The sequence below is a fragment of the Streptomyces sp. NPDC049040 genome, assembly GCF_043197715.1.
Taxonomy (GTDB): domain Bacteria; phylum Actinomycetota; class Actinomycetes; order Streptomycetales; family Streptomycetaceae; genus Actinacidiphila.
Map to the genome: position 1 here is coordinate 16,565 of NZ_JBICTO010000007.1, position 17,012 is coordinate 33,576.

A 17,012-nucleotide genomic window follows, 5' to 3' on the forward strand; every position below is an offset into this window, starting at 1 on the left:
GTCGCTGCTACGACGAACACCGCCGCCGGTACGGCCCTTTCGGCCGGCACCGCAAGTCCCGGCTCCGCCGGGCGGTCCGCCACCGGTCACGTCACCTTCCTGGGTGCCGGGCCCGGTGACCCCGGGCTGCTGACCCTGCGCGCCGTCGAAGCGCTCGCCCTCGCCGACCTCCTGGTCGGCGACCGGCCCGTGCTCGACGTCGTCCGCACCCACGCCCCCGCGGACGTGAACACGGCAGAACCGGCCGTGGACGGCGAGGTGTTGGACACCACCGCCATTGCCGATGCCGCCTCACAGCTTGTCATGGCGTCCGCGCGGACCGGCAAGCGGGTGGTGCGTGCCGTGGCCGGCGACCCCGGCCTCGACGCCTGCGCCGCCGCCGAGATGCTGGCCTGCGCCCAAGCGGGCATCCCCTTCGAGGTCGTGCCCGGCATCGCCAGCGCGGTGGGCGTCCCCGCCTACGCCGGTGTGCCGCTCAGCGGCGACGTACGGTTCGTGGACGCCGCGACCGCCTCCGACCGGTGCTGGAGCGAGGTCGGCGCGAGCGACGCCACGCTGGTGGTCTCCACCACCCTGCAGACCGTCGCCGCGACCGCCGCCGAGCTGATCGGCTCCGGGCGCAAGCCGGACACCCTGCTGTCGGTGACCGTCGCCGGCACCACCACCAGGCAGCGCACCTGGACCGCCACCCTCGCCACCATCGCCGCGGAACTCAAGGCGACCAAGGCGCTGCCCACCCCCGAGGGACCCATCGCGGCGATAGCCGTGGTCGGGGAGCGGGCCGGCCAGCGCGAACACCTGTCGTGGTTCGAGACCAAGCCGCTGTTCGGCTGGCGGGTGCTCGTGCCGCGGACGAAGGAGCAGGCCGCGTCGCTCTCCGACCAGCTGCGCTCGTACGGCGCGGTGCCGCATGAGGTGCCGACCATCGCGGTGGAACCCCCGCGCACCCCGCAGCAGATGGAGCGCGCGGTCAAGGGCCTGGTCACCGGGCGCTACGAGTGGATCGCCTTCACCTCGGTCAACGCGGTCAAGGCCGTACGGGAGAAGTTCGAGGAGTACGGGCTCGACGCCCGTGCGTTCGCCGGGATAAAGGTCGCCGCGGTCGGCGAGCAGACCGCCCAGTCGCTGGTCGAGTTCGGCGTCAAGCCGGACCTGGTGCCCAGCGGCGAGCAGTCGGCCGCCGGGCTGCTGGAGGACTGGCCGCCCTACGACCCGGTCTTCGACCCGATCGACCGGGTGTTCCTGCCGCGCGCCGACATCGCCACCGAGACGCTGGTCGCCGGCCTGGTCGAGCTGGGCTGGGAGGTCGACGACGTCACCGCCTACCGCACCGTCCGGGCGTCGCCCCCGCCGGCCGACACCCGTGAGGCCATCAAGGGCGGCGGCTTCGACGCGGTCCTCTTCACCTCGTCCTCGACCGTGCGGAATCTGGTCGGCATCGCGGGCAAGCCGCACAACGTCACCGTGATCGCCTGCATCGGGCCGGCCACGGCCAAGACGGCGGAGGAGCACGGGCTGCGGGTCGACGTGATGGCCCCCGAGCCGTCCGTGCACGCCCTCGCCCAGGCCCTCGCCGACTTCGGCCTCGCCCGCCGCGAGGCCGCGGGCGCCGCGGGCGACCCGGTCACCCGCCCGAGCGAGCGCCGCCCCGGCGCCCGGCGCCGCGCCCGCGTCTGAGGGCCGCCAGGGGGCGCTCTCCCCGGGCACGGTGGGCGCCGCGCTGCCCTGCCCGGCGCCGACTCGGCGTCGGGAAGAGCACGCGCGGCGCGGGCGTACCGTGGAGACATGGTGAGCTACGGCGAGTTTCCCGGTACGCGGCCGCGGCGGCTGCGCACCAGCCCTGCGATGCGGCGACTGGTCGCCGAGACCCGGCTGAACCCGGCGGAGTTGATCCTGCCGGTCTTCGTACGGGAGGGCATCAGCGAACCGCAGGCGATCTCCTCGATGCCGGGCGTCTTCCAGCACACCCGGGACACCCTGCGCAAGGCGGCCGTCGAGGCCGCGTCCGCCGGGGTCGGCGGGATCATGCTGTTCGGGGTGCCCGAGGTCAAGGACGCGATCGGCAGCCAGGGCACGGAGCCGGACGGCATCCTGCAGCTGGCGATCAGGGACGTCGTCGACGAGGTCGGCGACGCGATGGTCGTCATGTCCGACCTGTGCCTTGACGAGTACACCGACCACGGCCACTGCGGCGTCCTGGACGCCGAGGGCCGGGTCGACAACGACGCGACCCTCGAACGCTACGCGGAGATGGCCCAGGTCCAGGCGGACGCGGGCGTCCACGTGGTCGGCCCCTCCGGGATGATGGACGGCCAGGTCGGTGTCGTCCGTGACGCCCTTGACGAGATCGGCCGGCAGGACGTGGCGATCCTGGCCTACACCGCCAAGTACGCCTCCGCCTTCTACGGCCCCTTCCGCGAGGCTGTGAACTCCTCGCTCAAGGGCGACCGGAAGACCTACCAGCAGGACCCGGCGAACTTCCGCGAGTCGATGCGCGAGCTGGCGCTCGACCTCGCGGAGGGCGCCGACATGGTGATGGTCAAGCCCGCACTGCCCTACCTCGACGTGCTGCGCAAGGTCGCCGACACGGTGGACGTGCCGGTGGCGGCCTACCAGATCTCCGGCGAGTACGCGATGGTCGAGGCGGCGGCGGCGAACGGCTGGATCGACCGCGACCGCACCATCATGGAGACGCTCACCTCGATCCGCCGCGCGGGCGCCAACATGATCCTCACGTACTGGGCGACGGAGGTCGCGCACCGCCTGTGACACCCGGACGGTGACGCCTGTTGGTGACGCCTGTTGGTGACGCCCGCTTGTGACGACGCCGCCCCCGGCAGTGCCGGGGGCGGCGTCGCGTCGGTTCCTGGTCCGTCCTAGGACGGCGCCCGCACCGAGGCCGCACGGGCCGGGGACAGCCAGTCCTTGAGCCGCCGGGCCGTGGGCTGCTCGATGAGCCGCTGGATGAGGTAGGACGCCAGCAGCATCACCAGGACCAGGCCGACGAGCAGCACGTAGGGCGGCAGGTGGTCGTGGGTGTGGCGGATGATCTCCCAGCCGATGTCCTCGTGGATCAGGTACAGCGGGTAGGTCATCGAGCCGGCCACGGTGAGCCAGCGCCAGTTGAAGAAGCTCAGCTTGCCCAGGGCCGCCGCGATCACCAGCCCGAAGAAGACCGTCATCAAGACCACCGACACCGCCCAGGACACATGGCTCTTGGCGACGTTGGAGGCGCCCGCCGCGAGCCCGTACATCTGGTGCTGCCCGTCGAGCCAGGACGCGGCGATCAGCAGCCACAACTCGGGCCGCGGGCCGAAGCGGTACATCAGGTAGATGGCCACGCCGCCGATGAAGAACGGCGCGTACTGGGGGTCGGCCAGCAGCGTCAGCAGATCGCTGTCGGACTGCTCGGCGACGACCGCCGCGACCAGCCAGATCACGCAGAAGCTGACGACCCTGCGGTAGGTCACGCCCATCACGGCGACGACGGCGAAGAGCAGGTAGAAGCGCAGCTCCGCCCACAGCGACCAGTAGACGCCGTCCACGTTGGGGGCGCCCAGGCCCTGCTGGACCATGGTGGCGTTGGTCAGCACGTCGGTGAGCCGCAGGTTCGAGCCGCCCGGGCGCAGCCACAGCACCGTCGTCGTCATGATCAGGGCGACCCAGTAGGCCGGGTACAGCCGGATGAAGCGCGACACCATGAACTGCCGTGGGGTGCGCCCCCAGCAGGACATGCAGATCACGAAGCCGCTGATCAGGAAGAAGAGGTACACGCCGAGCCAGCCGTAGATGGCCAGGCGGTGCAGGGAAGGGAAGATCACCGCGTTGCTCTTGCCCCACGGATGCGAGCGGTTGTACCCGAGGTAGTGGTAGGCGACGACCATGAGCGCGGCGACCAGCCGCAGTCCGTCCAGAACGTAGAGCCGCCTCTTGCCGGGACGCTTCGCCACCGGCGGCGCGGGGCGGCCGTCGGTGTCAGGGCGGGGCTCGGGGGCAGGCAGCGGCACGGCGGCCTGCCTGGGGAGGAGCCGGCCCTCGTCCACAGGTGATGTCATCGGTTGGGTCCTGCCTTCTGCTCGGCCGTTTCAACGGCCGCCTCGGCGTCACGCCGCACGCGATACGAACACGTGCGGGAAACAAGCTACCCCGGACTTGCCGGGGCGAGCATTTTTCATGAACTTCCGCTGTCCGGGAGGCGGCGGACGCCCCGCCTCCGCGCGGTGCTCAGAGCCGCAGGACGACCAGGGCCGTGTCGTCGGTCGCGCCGGTCGGCGGGATCAGCTCGGTGAGCAGCGCGTCCGCCAGCGTCTCGGGGTCCGACCCCGGGCGGCGGCCGAGCGCCGCCGCCAGCCGGGCGAGGCCGACGTCGATGTCCTCGCGGCGCCGCTCGATGAGGCCGTCGGTGTAGAGGACCAGGGTGGATCCCTCGGTGAAGCCGACGCGGGCCTCCGGGCGGGGCTGGTGAAACGGCCGGGCGCCGAGCGGCGGGTCCGTCGCCTGGTCGAGGAAGTCGACGGTGCCGTCAGGGTGCAGCAGCGCGGCCGGCGGGTGCCCCGCGTTGCTGTAGGCGATGGTGCGGGAAGGCCAGTCGATGAAGGCCTTGACCACGGTGGTGGACTCGGCTCCCTCCACCGACCTGGCGTAGAGCCCGAGCGCGTCCAGCGACTCCGCGGGGCCCGAGGTGACCCGGGAGGCTGCGCTCAGGGCGCTTCTGAGCTGGCCCATCACGCAGGCCGCGGTCAGCCCGTGGCCGACCACGTCACCGACGGCCACCGCGGTGCGGTCGTCCGGCAGGTCCACCAGGTCGTACCAGTCGCCGCACACGTTGAGGGCGCTGACCGCGGGCTGGTAGCGGACGGCGGCCCGGTGGCCGACCGGCTGCGGCGCGGGCAGCAGCGCGGCCTGCAAGGTGAGCGCGACCTCCCGCTCCCTGGCGTGCGCCTTGCGCATCCGCTCGTTGATCTCCTGGAGCTCGCGGGCGCGCATGTACAGCTCGGCCTGGAGCTTGCGGTCCGCGGCGCCCTTGTCCTTGGTCCGCATGAAGGCCGTGACCTCCTCGACCCGGTGCGCGATGAGGGCGACCTCGCCGTCGCTGTCGAGGATCGGCGTGTTGATCGTGCTCCAGTACCGCTCCTCGTACGTGCCCGGCTTGTCGGCGACCTCGACGTCGTAGCGCTGGAGGGCGAGGCTGTCGCGCTCCCTGGTGGCGAGCACGTGCCGGAAGGAGGCACCGAGGCTGGTCGGGCCGTTCGCGGTCTCCGCGCGCTCGGGGCTGTCGGGGAAGACGTCGAAGATGTAGCGGCCGGCCAGCTGGGAGAAAGGGCGGCCGGCGAGGGCCAGGTACGCCTCGTTCGCGTCGGCGTAGCAGAGGTCCGGGGTCAGCAGCGCGATACCGGCGGGCAGCCTGTTGTACACCGCCCGGTAGTCGATCTCCGGATCCGTCACGTGCCGTCCGCCCGCCTCGTGCCGTCACTGCCGTACCCACCATCGGACCACAGGTGGCGGCGGCCCGCCCGCCGGGCACGGCGGGCGGGCGGCGGCGTCAGAGCCGCTCGGGTGTGCGGATGCCGAGCAGCGCCAGGCCCTGCCGCAGGGTGCGGGCGGTCAGGTCGCAGAGGAACAGCCTGTTCTCCACCTCGGCGGGGCCGCCGGCGGCGGTGAGCACCGGGCACTGCTCGTAGAAGGTGGTGAAGAGCGACGCCAGCTGGAAGAGGTAGGACGCCAGCCGGTGCGGCTCGTAGACCTCGGCGATCTCGGCGAGGGTGTCGCCGAACGCGTCGAGGTGCAGGCCGAGCGCCCGCTCGGCCGGCTCCAGGGCCAGCTCAGGGTGCGCCACCGCCTGCTGCCCCTGCGCGGCCTTGCGGAAGATGGACCGGGTCCTGGCGTAGGCGTACTGGACGTAGACGCTCGTGTCGCCGTTCAGCGACACCATCCGGTCGAGGTCGAAGACGTAGTCCCGGCCCAGTGAGGTGGACAGGTCGGCGTACTTCACCGCGCCGATGCCGACCTGGGTGCCGTTGGCGGTGATCTCCTCCTCGGTCAGGCCGATCTTCTCGCCCTTCTCCCGCACCACCGCCGTGGCCCGCTGCACCGCCTCGTCCAGCAGGTCCTCCAGCCGGACGCTCTCGCCGGCCCTGGTCTTGAAGGGCTTGCCGTCCTTGCCCAGCAGGGTGCCGAAGGGCAGGTGCCTGGCGGTGACGTCCTCGGTCAGCCAGCCGGCCCGCCTTGCGGTCTCGAAGACCATCCGGAAGTGCAGCGACTGCCGGACGTCGACCACGTAGAGCAGGGTGTCGGCGTGCAGGTCACCGGTCCTGTTGCGGATCGCGGACAGGTCGGTGGCCGCGTAGCCGAAGCCGCCGTCGGTCTTGCGCACGATCAGCGGGACCGGCTCGCCGTCCTTGCCCTTGATGTCGTCGAAGAACACGCACAGCGCGCCGTTGGACCACACCGCGACACCGGACTTCTCCAGCAGGTCGCAGGTCTCCACCAGCATGTCGTTGTAACCCGACTCGCCGACGATGTCCTCGTCGCGGATCTCGATGTCGAGCTTCCCGTACACGGAGTCGAAGTAGATCTTCGACTCGTCCACGAACCGCTGCCACAGCGCGATCGTCTCCGGGTCGCCCGCCTGGAGGTCCACCACCCGCCGCCTGGCCCGCTCCTTGAAGGCCTCGTCGGACCTGAAGAGCGCGCCCGACGCTTTGTACGTCCGGTCGAGGCGGGACATCGAGGCCTCGCCGGTGTCGCCCTCGCCCTCGCTGTGGTCGAGCTCGTGCGGGTGCTCGATCAGATACTGCACGAGCATGCCGAACTGGGTGCCCCAGTCGCCGATGTGGTGCCTGCGGACGACCTGCTCGCCGCCGAACTCCAGGATCTTCACGATCGCGTCGCCGATCACCGACGACCGCAGGTGGCCGACGTGCATCTCCTTGGCGACGTTCGGCTGCGCGTAATCCACCACGGTGATGCCCGGGTGCTCCTTGACGGGCACGCCGAGCCGGTCGTCGGCGGCCCGGGCGGCGAGATTCCGGGTGATGGCGGCGTCGGACACCGTGATGTTGAGGAAGCCGGGACCCGACACCTCGACGGCGGCGATCGTGTCGTCGCCCTTGCCGTCGCCCTCGCCCGCGGTGGGCAGGGCGGCGACGACCTCGGCCGCGAGCGCCTGCGGGTTGGCCTTCTGCCGCTTGGCCAGGCCGAGCACCCCGTTGGCCTGGAAGTCCGCCCGGTCGCTTCGGCGCAGCAGCGGGTCGGCACCTGCGGCCGACGGCACGGCCGCCGCGAGGGCGGCCGAGACACGCTGCTGGAGCGAGGCGGAAAGGGAAGCGACCGAGGCCATGGAGGTGCCGTTTCGTGTGTCGGGATCGTGGACGCCGGCGCCGGTGCGCCGACGTACCAGTCTCCCACGTGCGCCGGGCGGGGCGAATGGTTTGTCCACAGGGGCGGGCCGGGACCCCGGTCGTCCACAGGGTGGCGGCACGGGGGGCCGCGGGTCTGGGAGACTGGAGCGGCCGGGGCGCCTCAGGGGCGGCCCCGCCGACCAGGAAGGTAGAGCCGTGGCTGGCAGCACCGAGACCGACTGGGTCTCCCGTTTCGCGGACGACGTCATCGCCGAGTCGGAGCGCCGCGCACCCGGGAAACCCGTAGTCGTCGCGTCCGGGCTCAGCCCCTCAGGGCCGATCCACCTGGGCAACCTCCGCGAGGTCATGACCCCGCACCTGGTCGCCGACGAGATCAGGCGGCGCGGCCACGAGGTGCGGCACCTGATCTCCTGGGACGACTACGACCGCTACCGCAAGGTGCCCCAGGGCATCGAGGGCGTCGACGACTCCTGGGCCGAGCACATCGGCAGGCCGCTGACCTCGGTGCCGGCCCCCGCCGGCTCCCCGTATCCGAACTGGGCGGAGCACTTCAAGGCCGGGATGTCGGAGGCGCTTGCCGAGCTGGGCGTCGAGTACGACGGCATCAGCCAGACCGCGCAGTACACGGCGGGCGCCTACCGGGAGCAGGTCCTGCACGCCATGCGGCACCGCGCCGACATCGACGCGATCCTGGCCCAGTACCGCACCAAGAAGGCCCCCGCCAAGCAGTCGCAGAAGCCGGTGGACGAGGCGGAGTTGGCCGCGGAGCAGGGCTCCGGCGCGGCCGAGGAGGACGACGGCAGCGGGAGCGGCGCCGGGTACTTCCCGTACAAGCCCTACTGCGGGCAGTGCGGCAAGGACCTCACCACGGTCACCGCGTACGACGACGAGACGACCGAGCTGACCTACACCTGCGCGTGCGGGCACAGCGAGACCGTGCTGCTCAGCGAGTTCGACCGCGGCAAGCTGGTCTGGAAGGTCGACTGGCCGATGCGCTGGGCCTACGAGGGCGTCGTCTTCGAGCCGTCCGGCGTCGACCACTCGTCTCCCGGGTCGTCCTTCCAGGTCGGCGGGCAGATCGTCGGGCCGATCTTCGGCGGGAAGCAGCCGATCGGGCCGATGTACGCCTTCGTCGGCATCTCCGGCATGGCGAAGATGTCCTCGTCCAAGGGCGGGGTGCCGGTCCCGTCCGACGCGCTGCGGATCATGGAGCCGCAGATCCTGCGCTGGCTCTACGCCCGCCGCCGTCCCAACCAGTCCTTCAAGATCGCCTTCGACCAGGAGATCCAGCGGCTCTACGACGAGTGGGACGCGCTGACCCGCAAGGTCGAGGACGGCACCGCGCTGCCCGCCGACGTCGCCGCCCACGCCCGGGCGGCCGGCACCGCCGCCGGTGAGCTGCCCCGCACGCCCAGGCCGCTGCCCTACCGGACACTGGCCTCGGTCGCCGACATCACCGCGGGCGCCGAGCAGCAGACCCTGCGGATCCTCTCGGAGCTTGACCCCGGACACCCGCTGGCCTCGCTCGACGAGGCCCGCCCGCGGCTGGACCGGGCCGAGGCGTGGATCTCCACCCAGGTCCCGGCCGAGCAGCGGACCGTGGTGCGGGCCGAGCCCGACACCGCCAGGCTCGCCGCGCTGGGCGACAGCGAGCGGGGCGCGCTGAAGCTGCTGGCGGAAGGGCTCGGGTCGCACTGGTCGCTCGACGGCCTGACGACCCTGGTCTACGCGGTGCCGAAGGTCCAGGCCGGTCTCGAACCGGACGCCAAGCCGACCGCGGAGCTCAAGGTCGCGCAGCGGTCCTTCTTCGCGCTGCTCTACGAGCTGCTGGTCGGCCGCGACACCGGCCCCCGGCTGCCGACGCTGCTGCTCGCGGTCGGCCAGGACCGGGTGCGGACCCTGCTGGGCGCCGGCGGCTGACGCCGGGGCCCGCGGTGGCCCTGAAGGCAACGGAAAGGGCCGGGTGGATCTCTCCACCCGGCCCTTTCGCCGTCAGTGACCCCGCCCGCGATCTACGGGATGTGCTCGGTGTCGGCCTCGGACTGGAAGCGGTAGCGCATGTCGCGGATGGACGCGACCAGGTGGCGCTCCTCGGGGGCGGTGCCGCCGTACAGGCTGGGCAGGTAGCGGGCGAACTGCCGGGCGTTGGGGAAGTGCCCCTGCTCGCGCACGTATTGGCGGTAGGCGGCGAAGTAGGCCTCCTCCACCGAGACGCCGTCGGGTATGTCGAGCCCCGACTCGGGCGCGGGGCCCTGCTCGGCTTCCGCCGCCGGCTCGGGCGCGGGTGCGAACTCCCGCACCGGCTGCGCCTGCTGCTGCGGGGCCTGGGCCTGGGTTTGTGCCTGTGCCTGGGCTTGCTGCGGGGCCTGTGCCTGGGTCTGGCCGGGGAAGTCCTCGGTGCGCGGGGCGGGGATCGTCCGCAGGTGGTTGCCGTTGACCCCGTTGGCGCCGTTCACGGCCGCGGTCGCGGCGCCGCCCAGCGGGCGGGTGCGGTTCGGGCCGGCCGGGACCCGTATCTGGCCCGCGGGCTCGGGCTCCGGCTCGGGGGCCACGTCGGGCTGCGGGACCATCTCGGGCTGCGGCCCGTACTGCGGGTTCTGCACGTAGCCCTGCTGGGCCGCGAACCAGGGGCTGTTGTGCGGCGCGCCCTGCCACTGCTGCATCTGCTGTTGCATCTGCTGGTCGTAGGCGTAGCGGGGGTCGTACCGCGGGTCGTAGCGCGGGTCGAAGTGCGGGTCGTAGCGCGGATCGTAGGGGTGCCCGTAGACCTGCTCGGCGTACAGCGGCTCGGGCACGTCGTCGGGCTGCTCCGCGGGCTGCTCGGCCGGCTGCGGCTTCTCCTGCTGCTTCGCCGGCCCGTCCGCCGGCTGCGCGGCCGCCGCCACCGGCTCCGGCGCCGCCGTCAACTCCGCGACCGGCGCGTGCGGTTCGATGCCCGCGGCGGCGAGGCCGGCCTCCGCGGTCTCGGTCAGCGGCACCCCGTACTTCGCCAGCCGCAGCGGCATGATCGCCTCGACCGGGGCCTTGCGGCGCCACGCGACGCCGTACCTGGCGCGCAGCCTGGCCCGGTAGACCAGCCGGTCCTGCTCGCGCCTGATGACCTCCTCGTAGCTGCGCAGCTCCCACAGCTTCATCCGCCGCCACAGCCGGAAGGTCGGGAAGGGCGCGAGCAGCCAGCGGGTGATGCGCACCGACTCCATGTGCTTGTCGGCGGTGATGTCGGCGACCCGGCCGATCGCGTGCCGCGCGGCCTCGACCGACACCACGAAGAGCACCGGGATGATCGCGTGCATGCCCACACCCAGCGGGTCGGGCCAGGCCGCGGCGCCGTTGAAGGCGATCGTCGCGGCGGTCAGCAGCCATGCCGTCTGCCGCAGCAGCGGGAACGGGATGCGCAGCCAGGTCAGCAGCAGGTCGAGCGAGAGCAGCACCACGATGCCCGCGTCGACGCCGATCGGGAAGACATTTGCGAACCAGCCGAAGCCCTTGTCCAGCGCGAGCGTGCGCACCGCGGCGTAGGAACCGGCGAAGCCGATTCCGGCGATCACCACAGCGCCGGCGACGACCACCCCGACCAATATCCGGTGTGTCCGGGTCAAATGTATCGCGGCCACCCGCGACCCCTCCTGCCGCTCGGCAACTGGCCGCCCCAGACTGTCATACGCGAATGGCCCTCCGGCGGCACCCTCGCCGGACAAACGTACGGATTGCTGATGGATTACGGACGGGCGGGGCAGCGTTTGTTACGTGTTCGCCGCCGCGACCGCCCCGCCGAGGCGGTGGCGGACGTCAGCTGTTGGCGCCGACGACCGCCGCGACGACGTCCTTGGCGGCCCGCTGCGCGCCGTCCCGCACGGTGGTGGCGGTCGGGTTCTTCTTGCCTTCGAGGCCCGCGCCGTTGAACTCGACGATCACCACGACGTTCCCGGTGCGTGCCACGAGCGTGTCGTTCTGCGAGGTGACCTTGGCCACGGTCGCCTTCGCCGCGACGGAACCCGCCTGGTCGCCGACGCCCGTCACGACGGAGGTGGTGGCGCCCGGCGCCTTGCGCAGCAGCGCGATCTGCTCGGTGTAGCGGTCCTTGGCCTGCTGGTCCGCGGAGGCGGACGCGGTGGAGCTGAAGCGCTGCAAAGTCACCGAGAGCCAGCGGTACTGGTAGCCGTCGGAGCCGTTGCCGGTCCAGGAGCAGCCGCCGCGGGCCCCGTTGTCGTCGGCCGCGGCCGTGCCGCCCGGCACCTTGGCCTTCGGCACCAGCGCGGTGATGGTGGCCCTGGCGACCGTGGCGCAGCCGCTGGGGAGCGCGGAGTACTTCGCAGGGGCGAGCGTGGGGGTCGTCGGCGTGCCGGCCGCGGTGTCCGTACTCCCGGCGCCGTCTGAGTCGGAACCGCCGCCCGACGAGCAGCCTGCGAGCAGAACCGCGGGGACAGCCAGCGCGCAGGCGAGCAGCAGGGCGGGCCGCGGTGCGGTGCGTCGTCGTCGTTCCATGGGTCCCAGTCCTCGTGTGTCTGCCTGCGGCCAGGTGCGGGGCCGCCGGGCCGGTCGGCCCTCCACCCTAAGGGGTCGCCGGCGGGCGGCCGTGCCGCCCGCCGCTCAGCCCTCGACCTTGTGCTCCAGCTGGTCGGCCACCTTCTCGGCGCCTCCTTGCAGGTCAGCGCTCTGCGGTGGCGTGGCGTCGGTCGGCGAGGACTGTGCGTAGCGGACCCGCACGACGACGTTCGCGGTGCGGAAGACCAGCGTCACGTCGCGGCGGTGGCTGCCCTTCGGCGTCGAGGCCACGTCGTTGATGAATGCGGCGTTTCCCACATTCGTCAGCCGTCGCGGCGAGAGGTCGGCACTGCCGTCCTCGGGGCCGGCCGGGGGAGTGCCCCCGGTGCCCGTGGTCGGGCTGGTCGGCGGTGTGGTGGTCGGGCTCGTGCCCGGCAGCGGCAGCGGCGGGATGGACGCGGCCACCGCCTGGTCGTCGAAGTCGGACTTGGCCTCGACCTCGTCGCTGACCGCCGGGTCGTACGACACCACCCGCTCCATGTCGATGCGCAGCGACCGGCTCGAACCGTCGGGGGTCTTCGCCTGCCAGCCGCAGCCGACGAGACGATCGGTGTCGTAGGTCACCGCCTCGGTCCCCGCGTAGTCGACGGCACCCGGCACCAGTGCCTTGAGGGTGTCCAGGTCGACGGCGGCGCACGGCTGCGGCAGCGTCTTGTACTTGCCCGGCGGCGCGGGGGACACGGTCTCGCTGCCGGGTAGCTGCGCGGACTTGCCGTCGTTCGCCGAGCCGTCGGCGCCGCCGCCGGTACAGGCGCCGAGCGCGCCGACCGCGAGCGCGACCACCAGCGCGCCGAGCGCGACCTGCGGCCTTCGCGTTGACCGCACTGGGCGGAGCCCTTGCCTCACGTGCCGCCTTTCGATCGGAATGCGCCCGGAATGCGGCGGATTCGGCCGGACGGTGTGTGCCGGGCGACCCGCTGCGGTAAATCCTTGGCGCGCATGAGCGAAGCCTGGACACAATGTCTACCGCACGCTTCGCCGAAACCGCCCGCTGGGGTGGGTTTATCAGATGACGCGTAGCTCTTTTCGACGAATACGGTGAAAAGCACCGTTCCGTCACACTTCATCCCTTTGTCCAGTGGTCGATGTCCGGGGGGCAGCCATGTCTTACACCGAAGTGCCCGGCGTCCGGGTGCCGATCCGCATGTGGGCCGACCCGTCCACCGTCGAGGGCGGGGCGATGCAGCAGCTCCGCAACGTCTCCACGCTTCCCTGGATCAAGGGCCTCGCGGTGATGCCCGACGTCCACTACGGCAAGGGCGCCACGGTCGGCTCCGTCATCGCCATGCAGGGCGCGGTCTGCCCCGCCGCGGTCGGCGTCGACATCGGCTGCGGCATGAGCGCGGTGAAGACCTCGCTGACCGCCAACGACCTGCCGGGTGACCTGTCCCGTATCCGCGGCAAGATCGAGGACGCCATCCCGGTCGGCCGCGGCATGCACCAGGACCCGCTCGACCCCGGGCGGTACTTCGGCCAGGCGACCGGCGGCTGGGACGACTTCTGGACCCGCTTCGACGCGGTGCCGGACGAGGTCAGGTTCCGCCGCGAGCGTGCCGCCCAGCAGATGGGGACGCTCGGCTCGGGCAACCACTACATCGAGCTGTCCCTCGACGCGGACGGCGCGGTGTGGCTCACCCTGCACTCCGGGTCGCGCAACATCGGCAAGGAACTGGCCGAATTCCACATCGGCGAGGCGCGCAAGCTGCCGCACAACCAGGGCCTGGTCGACCGCGACCTCGCGGTCTTCGTCTCCGACACCCCGCAGATGGCCGCCTACCGGCGGGACCTGTACTGGGCTCAGGAGTACGCGAAGTGGAACCGCACGCTCATGATGTCGCTGTTCAAGGACGTCGTCAGGCGCGAGCTGAAGAAGGCGCGGCCCACGTTCGAGCCGGAGATCTCCTGCCACCACAATTACGTGGCCGAGGAGCGCTACGACGGCATGGACCTGCTGGTCACCCGCAAGGGCGCGATCCGCGCGGGCAGCGGCGACCTGGGCATCATCCCGGGATCCATGGGCACGGCGACCTACATCGTGCGCGGCCTGGGGAACACCGCGGCCTTCAACTCGGCCTCGCACGGCGCCGGCCGCAAGATGAGCCGCAGCGCGGCCAAGAAGCGCTTCACCACCAGGGACCTGGAGGATCAGACCCGCGGCGTCGAGTGCCGCAAGGACGCGGGCGTGGTCGACGAGATCCCGGGCGCGTACAAGTCCATCGACACCGTGATGAGCCAGCAGCGCGACCTGGTCGAGGTGGTGGCCAAGCTGAAGCAGGTCGTCTGCGTCAAGGGCTGAGCCGCACCCCGCGGCCAAGTCCGCCCGTGGACGGGGACGTTGACGGGGCGGTTGGGGCGTGTTATTCAACTGGGGCGCACCCTTTGGACTAGACCATCACCTCTAGGCTTAAGGACCCCCCACATGAAAAGCCGTTCAAAAGTGCTCGCGGCCGTCAGCGCCGCGGGTGTCGTCGGCGCGCTCGGGGTGCTGGGTTCGCCCAGCGCCTCGGCCGCCACCGCCGGGCCGATCACCGGGCTCGGCGGCAAGTGCGTGGACGTGGCCGCCGCGTCGAGTGCCAACGGGGCGCACGTGCAGCTGTACGACTGCAACGGGACGGCCGCGCAGAACTGGACGGTCGGCAACTCCGACAACACGGTGCGGTCGCTGGGCAAGTGCATGGACGTGACGGCCGCCTCGACGGCCAGCGGCGCCAAAGTGCAGCTGTACGACTGCAACGGCACCGCCGCCCAGCAGTGGACCGTCAGCAACGGGGCGCTGGTGAACACCGGTTCCGGCAAGTGCCTGGACGCCACGGGCCAGTCCTCCGCCAACGGCAACCAGCTCCAGATATGGACGTGCACCGGCGCGGCCAACCAGAAGTGGACACTGCCCGGCGGGTCGACACCGCCGTCCGGGGGGCTCGACACCGGGGTGGCGCCCGGCGGGAACTTCAACCTGTCGGTGTGGCAGCTCCAGGAGCCGGTCGGCTCGCCCGGCTCGCCCACCACCATCTCGTCGTCGCGGCTCCAGGGCGCGGGCGGCTACCAGGACTCGTACTTCTACACCGACGGGTCCGACGGCGCCATGACCTTCTGGGCGCCGGAGAAGGGCGTCACGACGCCGAACTCGAACTACGCCCGCTCCGAGCTGCGCGAGATGAACACCAACGGCAGCGCCGCTGACTGGTCGCTGTCCGGCACCCACCGGATGAACGCGACGCTTCGGGTGGTCTCGGTGACGTCGAACGTGTGCGTCGGGCAGATCCACCTCGGTTCGGGCGGCACCTCGACCAAGCCGCTGATCGAGCTGTACTACCACTCCAACGGCGACATCGTCGCGGGCGTGGAGAACTCCCCCGACGGCGGCCAGACCACGCACACCGTCGGCCATGTCGCGGTCGGCACCAAGTGGAGCTACACGATCGCCGTGTCCGGCGGCAACACCATCGACCTGACGGTCAACGGCAGCGCCACGCACTACGCCATCCCGTCGTCCTTCAACCCCTACAAGCAGTACTTCAAGGCCGGCTCCTACAACCAGTCGTCCTCGAGCAGCACCACCAACGGCGCCCGCGTCGCCTTCTACGCGCTCACCGTCGCCCACAGCTGACGGCGAGCGTCCGGCGGGCCGGGACCCCACAACGGTCCCGGTCCGCCGGGCGGCCGCGGGTCACTGCTCGCGGTGCACCTTGTAGTTGGACGCCTGGGCGCGCGGCCGCAGCACCAGCAGGTCGACGTTCACATGCGCCGGGCGCGTGACCGCCCAGGCGACCGTGTCCGCGACGTCGTCGGCGGTCAGCGGCTCGGCCACACCGGAGTAGACCGCCGCGGCGCGGCTCTCGTCACCGCGGAAGCGGGTGAGGGCGAACTCGTCGGTCTTGACCATGCCGGGGGCGATCTCGATGATCCGCACCGGGTGGCCGTTGAGTTCGAGCCGCAGCGTCTCGGCGATGACATGGGCGCCGTGCTTGGCGACCACGTAGCCGCCGCCGCCCTCGTACGTCGCCAGGCCCGCGGTCGAGGACAGCACCACGATCGTGCCGTCGCCCGACGAGCTGAGCGCGGGCAGCAGCGCCTGCGTGACATTGAGCACACCGAGCACGTTGACCTCGAACATCGCCCGCCAGTCCGCCGGGTCGGCGGCGGCGACCGGTTCCGTGCCGATGGCGCCGCCCGCGTTGTTGACCAGCACGTGCAGCGGCGGGTAGGCGTCGAGGCCCGCCGCGAAGGCGTCCACCGCGGCCCTGTCGGTCACGTCCAGGGCGTGGACGGCCACGCTGCGGCCGTCGGCGGCCAGTTCGGCGGCGAGGGCGTCGAGCCGTTCCACCCGCCGGGCGGTGAGCACGACGTGGAAACCGGCCTCGGCGAGCCTGCGGGCGGTGGCGGCCCCGATGCCGCTGCTCGCGCCGGTCACCACTGCGGTACGGGTGCTCATGTCGTGCTGCCTCTCGGACTCTCGGATGGTGCGGTGCTCTCCCGCGCAGCATATGCGGCGGCCTCCGCGGCACGCGCGCCCTGCATACGGCCCCTTATGAGGTCGACCTCCTCGGACTCCGTCCGGTCATGCCCCCACCGCCCTGCGACGCACCGCGTCTGCCGCCGCACGCTGATCCGCCCGGGATCACCGCACGGTTCTCAGGCCGCGGCCAGCGCCCGCAGCATCACCCGCTGGTCGAAGGCCAGCAGCGCCACCGTGGCCGCGCACATGGCGAGGGCCAGCGCGAAGTGCGCGGCGCCCGAGGTCGCCTGCATCCCGATCGCGCCGAGTGCCGCGTGCACGCCGAAGCGCAGGGCGATCAGGCCGACCGCGATCTTGCGGGTGCGCTTGCCCTTGAGCATCGCCTTGGCCATCTTGAGCCGGCCGCGCAGCACGGTACGGGCCAGCGCGATGTTCACGACCGCGGAGGCGGCGAGGAAGATCCAGGCGTGCGGCGAGGTCTTGACGATGTCGTAGGACGCGCCCATCAGGCCTTCGAAGGCGAAGAACCACACCGGGACGGGCCGGAAGCCGGACGCGTCGCCCGCCGTGTCCGCCGCCTTGCCGCCGGTCGCGTCCCCGGCCGCCGTCGTGGTGCCGCCGCTCTGTACCGCCTCGGTGATTGCCATGGC

The 17,012-nt window shown here is 71.9% G+C and carries 13 protein-coding genes; 5 read left to right on the forward strand and 8 right to left on the reverse strand.

Going from position 1 to position 17,012, the window contains the following annotated elements; genetic code table 11:
• The first annotated feature begins 99 nt into the window (after positions 1 to 99).
• Positions 100 to 1,677 (forward strand): uroporphyrinogen-III synthase, encoded by a 1,578-nt coding sequence (locus ACGFMP_RS19495; RefSeq protein WP_393674289.1) that lies wholly within the window; start codon positions 100 to 102, stop codon positions 1,675 to 1,677.
• A 108-nt stretch (positions 1,678 to 1,785) separates the two neighbouring features.
• On the forward strand, positions 1,786 to 2,769 hold the full coding sequence (gene hemB / locus ACGFMP_RS19500; protein ID WP_393673815.1) for a porphobilinogen synthase: 984 nt from the start codon (positions 1,786 to 1,788) through the stop codon (positions 2,767 to 2,769).
• A 107-nt stretch (positions 2,770 to 2,876) separates the two neighbouring features.
• Here hemB and ACGFMP_RS19505 read toward each other — a convergent pair whose 3' ends face one another.
• From ACGFMP_RS19505 to argS, 3 genes are all read right to left on the reverse strand, one after another.
• The gene (locus ACGFMP_RS19505; RefSeq protein ID WP_393673817.1) at positions 2,877 to 4,055 is read right to left on the reverse strand and encodes an acyltransferase family protein; all 1,179 of its coding nucleotides are present in this window, start codon (positions 4,053 to 4,055) and stop codon (positions 2,877 to 2,879) included.
• A 169-nt stretch (positions 4,056 to 4,224) separates the two neighbouring features.
• Positions 4,225 to 5,445: a PP2C family protein-serine/threonine phosphatase gene (locus ACGFMP_RS19510; RefSeq protein ID WP_393673819.1), complete on the reverse strand. Its 1,221-nt coding sequence runs from the start codon at positions 5,443 to 5,445 to the stop codon at positions 4,225 to 4,227.
• A 97-nt stretch (positions 5,446 to 5,542) separates the two neighbouring features.
• Positions 5,543 to 7,339: an arginine--tRNA ligase gene (gene argS / locus ACGFMP_RS19515; protein ID WP_393673820.1), complete on the reverse strand. Its 1,797-nt coding sequence runs from the start codon at positions 7,337 to 7,339 to the stop codon at positions 5,543 to 5,545.
• A 217-nt stretch (positions 7,340 to 7,556) separates the two neighbouring features.
• Between argS and lysS the strand changes: the two genes are divergently transcribed.
• Entirely contained in the window at positions 7,557 to 9,281 is a 1,725-nt protein-coding gene (lysS, locus tag ACGFMP_RS19520) for a lysine--tRNA ligase (protein WP_393673821.1), read from the forward strand.
• Between the two features lie 92 nt (positions 9,282 to 9,373).
• On the opposite strand, the gene ACGFMP_RS19525 is transcribed toward lysS, so the two are convergent.
• The 3 genes from ACGFMP_RS19525 to ACGFMP_RS19535 all read right to left on the reverse strand — a co-directional run bounded on the left by ACGFMP_RS19525 (position 9,374) and on the right by ACGFMP_RS19535 (position 12,731).
• Complete coding sequence (locus ACGFMP_RS19525; RefSeq protein ID WP_393673822.1) at positions 9,374 to 10,975, reverse strand: DUF2637 domain-containing protein; 1,602 nt, start codon at positions 10,973 to 10,975, stop codon at positions 9,374 to 9,376.
• Between the two features lie 175 nt (positions 10,976 to 11,150).
• A complete protein-coding gene (locus ACGFMP_RS19530; RefSeq protein WP_393673823.1) occupies positions 11,151 to 11,846 on the reverse strand; it encodes a DUF3558 domain-containing protein in 696 nt (231 codons plus the stop codon).
• A 105-nt stretch (positions 11,847 to 11,951) separates the two neighbouring features.
• Positions 11,952 to 12,731: a hypothetical protein gene (locus ACGFMP_RS19535; RefSeq protein ID WP_393673825.1), complete on the reverse strand. Its 780-nt coding sequence runs from the start codon at positions 12,729 to 12,731 to the stop codon at positions 11,952 to 11,954.
• A 277-nt stretch (positions 12,732 to 13,008) separates the two neighbouring features.
• Between ACGFMP_RS19535 and ACGFMP_RS19540 the strand changes: the two genes are divergently transcribed.
• Together ACGFMP_RS19540 and ACGFMP_RS19545 are read left to right on the forward strand one after the other, a co-directional pair.
• Complete coding sequence (locus tag ACGFMP_RS19540) at positions 13,009 to 14,202, forward strand: RtcB family protein (RefSeq protein WP_393673827.1); 1,194 nt, start codon at positions 13,009 to 13,011, stop codon at positions 14,200 to 14,202.
• Positions 14,203 to 14,325: 123 nt separating this feature from the next.
• Positions 14,326 to 15,513, forward strand: coding sequence for a polysaccharide lyase family 7 protein (locus tag ACGFMP_RS19545; RefSeq protein ID WP_393673829.1), 1,188 nt, complete (start codon positions 14,326 to 14,328; stop codon positions 15,511 to 15,513).
• A gap of 60 nt (positions 15,514 to 15,573) precedes the next feature.
• Here the strand turns inward: ACGFMP_RS19545 and ACGFMP_RS19550 are convergent, their stop codons facing one another.
• Positions 15,574 to 16,338, reverse strand: a complete 765-nt coding sequence (locus ACGFMP_RS19550) for an SDR family NAD(P)-dependent oxidoreductase (RefSeq protein ID WP_393673830.1) — start codon at positions 16,336 to 16,338, stop codon at positions 15,574 to 15,576.
• A gap of 200 nt (positions 16,339 to 16,538) precedes the next feature.
• Positions 16,539 to 17,009, reverse strand: coding sequence for a hypothetical protein (locus ACGFMP_RS19555; protein WP_393673832.1), 471 nt, complete (start codon positions 17,007 to 17,009; stop codon positions 16,539 to 16,541).
• Positions 17,010 to 17,012: the final 3 nt, after the last annotated feature.

Coding starts and splice junctions, on each gene's coding strand:
- hemB (WP_393673815.1), top strand. CDS start 1,786: ATGGTGAGCTACGGCGAGTTTCCCGGTACGCGGCCGCGGCGGCTGCGC.
- ACGFMP_RS19505 (WP_393673817.1), bottom strand. CDS start 4,055: ATGACATCACCTGTGGACGAGGGCCGGCTCCTCCCCAGGCAGGCCGCC.
- argS (WP_393673820.1), bottom strand. CDS start 7,339: ATGGCCTCGGTCGCTTCCCTTTCCGCCTCGCTCCAGCAGCGTGTCTCG.
- ACGFMP_RS19530 (WP_393673823.1), bottom strand. CDS start 11,846: ATGGAACGACGACGACGCACCGCACCGCGGCCCGCCCTGCTGCTCGCC.
- ACGFMP_RS19540 (WP_393673827.1), top strand. CDS start 13,009: ATGTCTTACACCGAAGTGCCCGGCGTCCGGGTGCCGATCCGCATGTGG.
- ACGFMP_RS19545 (WP_393673829.1), top strand. CDS start 14,326: ATGAAAAGCCGTTCAAAAGTGCTCGCGGCCGTCAGCGCCGCGGGTGTC.
- ACGFMP_RS19550 (WP_393673830.1), bottom strand. CDS start 16,338: ATGAGCACCCGTACCGCAGTGGTGACCGGCGCGAGCAGCGGCATCGGG.
- ACGFMP_RS19555 (WP_393673832.1), bottom strand. CDS start 17,009: ATGGCAATCACCGAGGCGGTACAGAGCGGCGGCACCACGACGGCGGCC.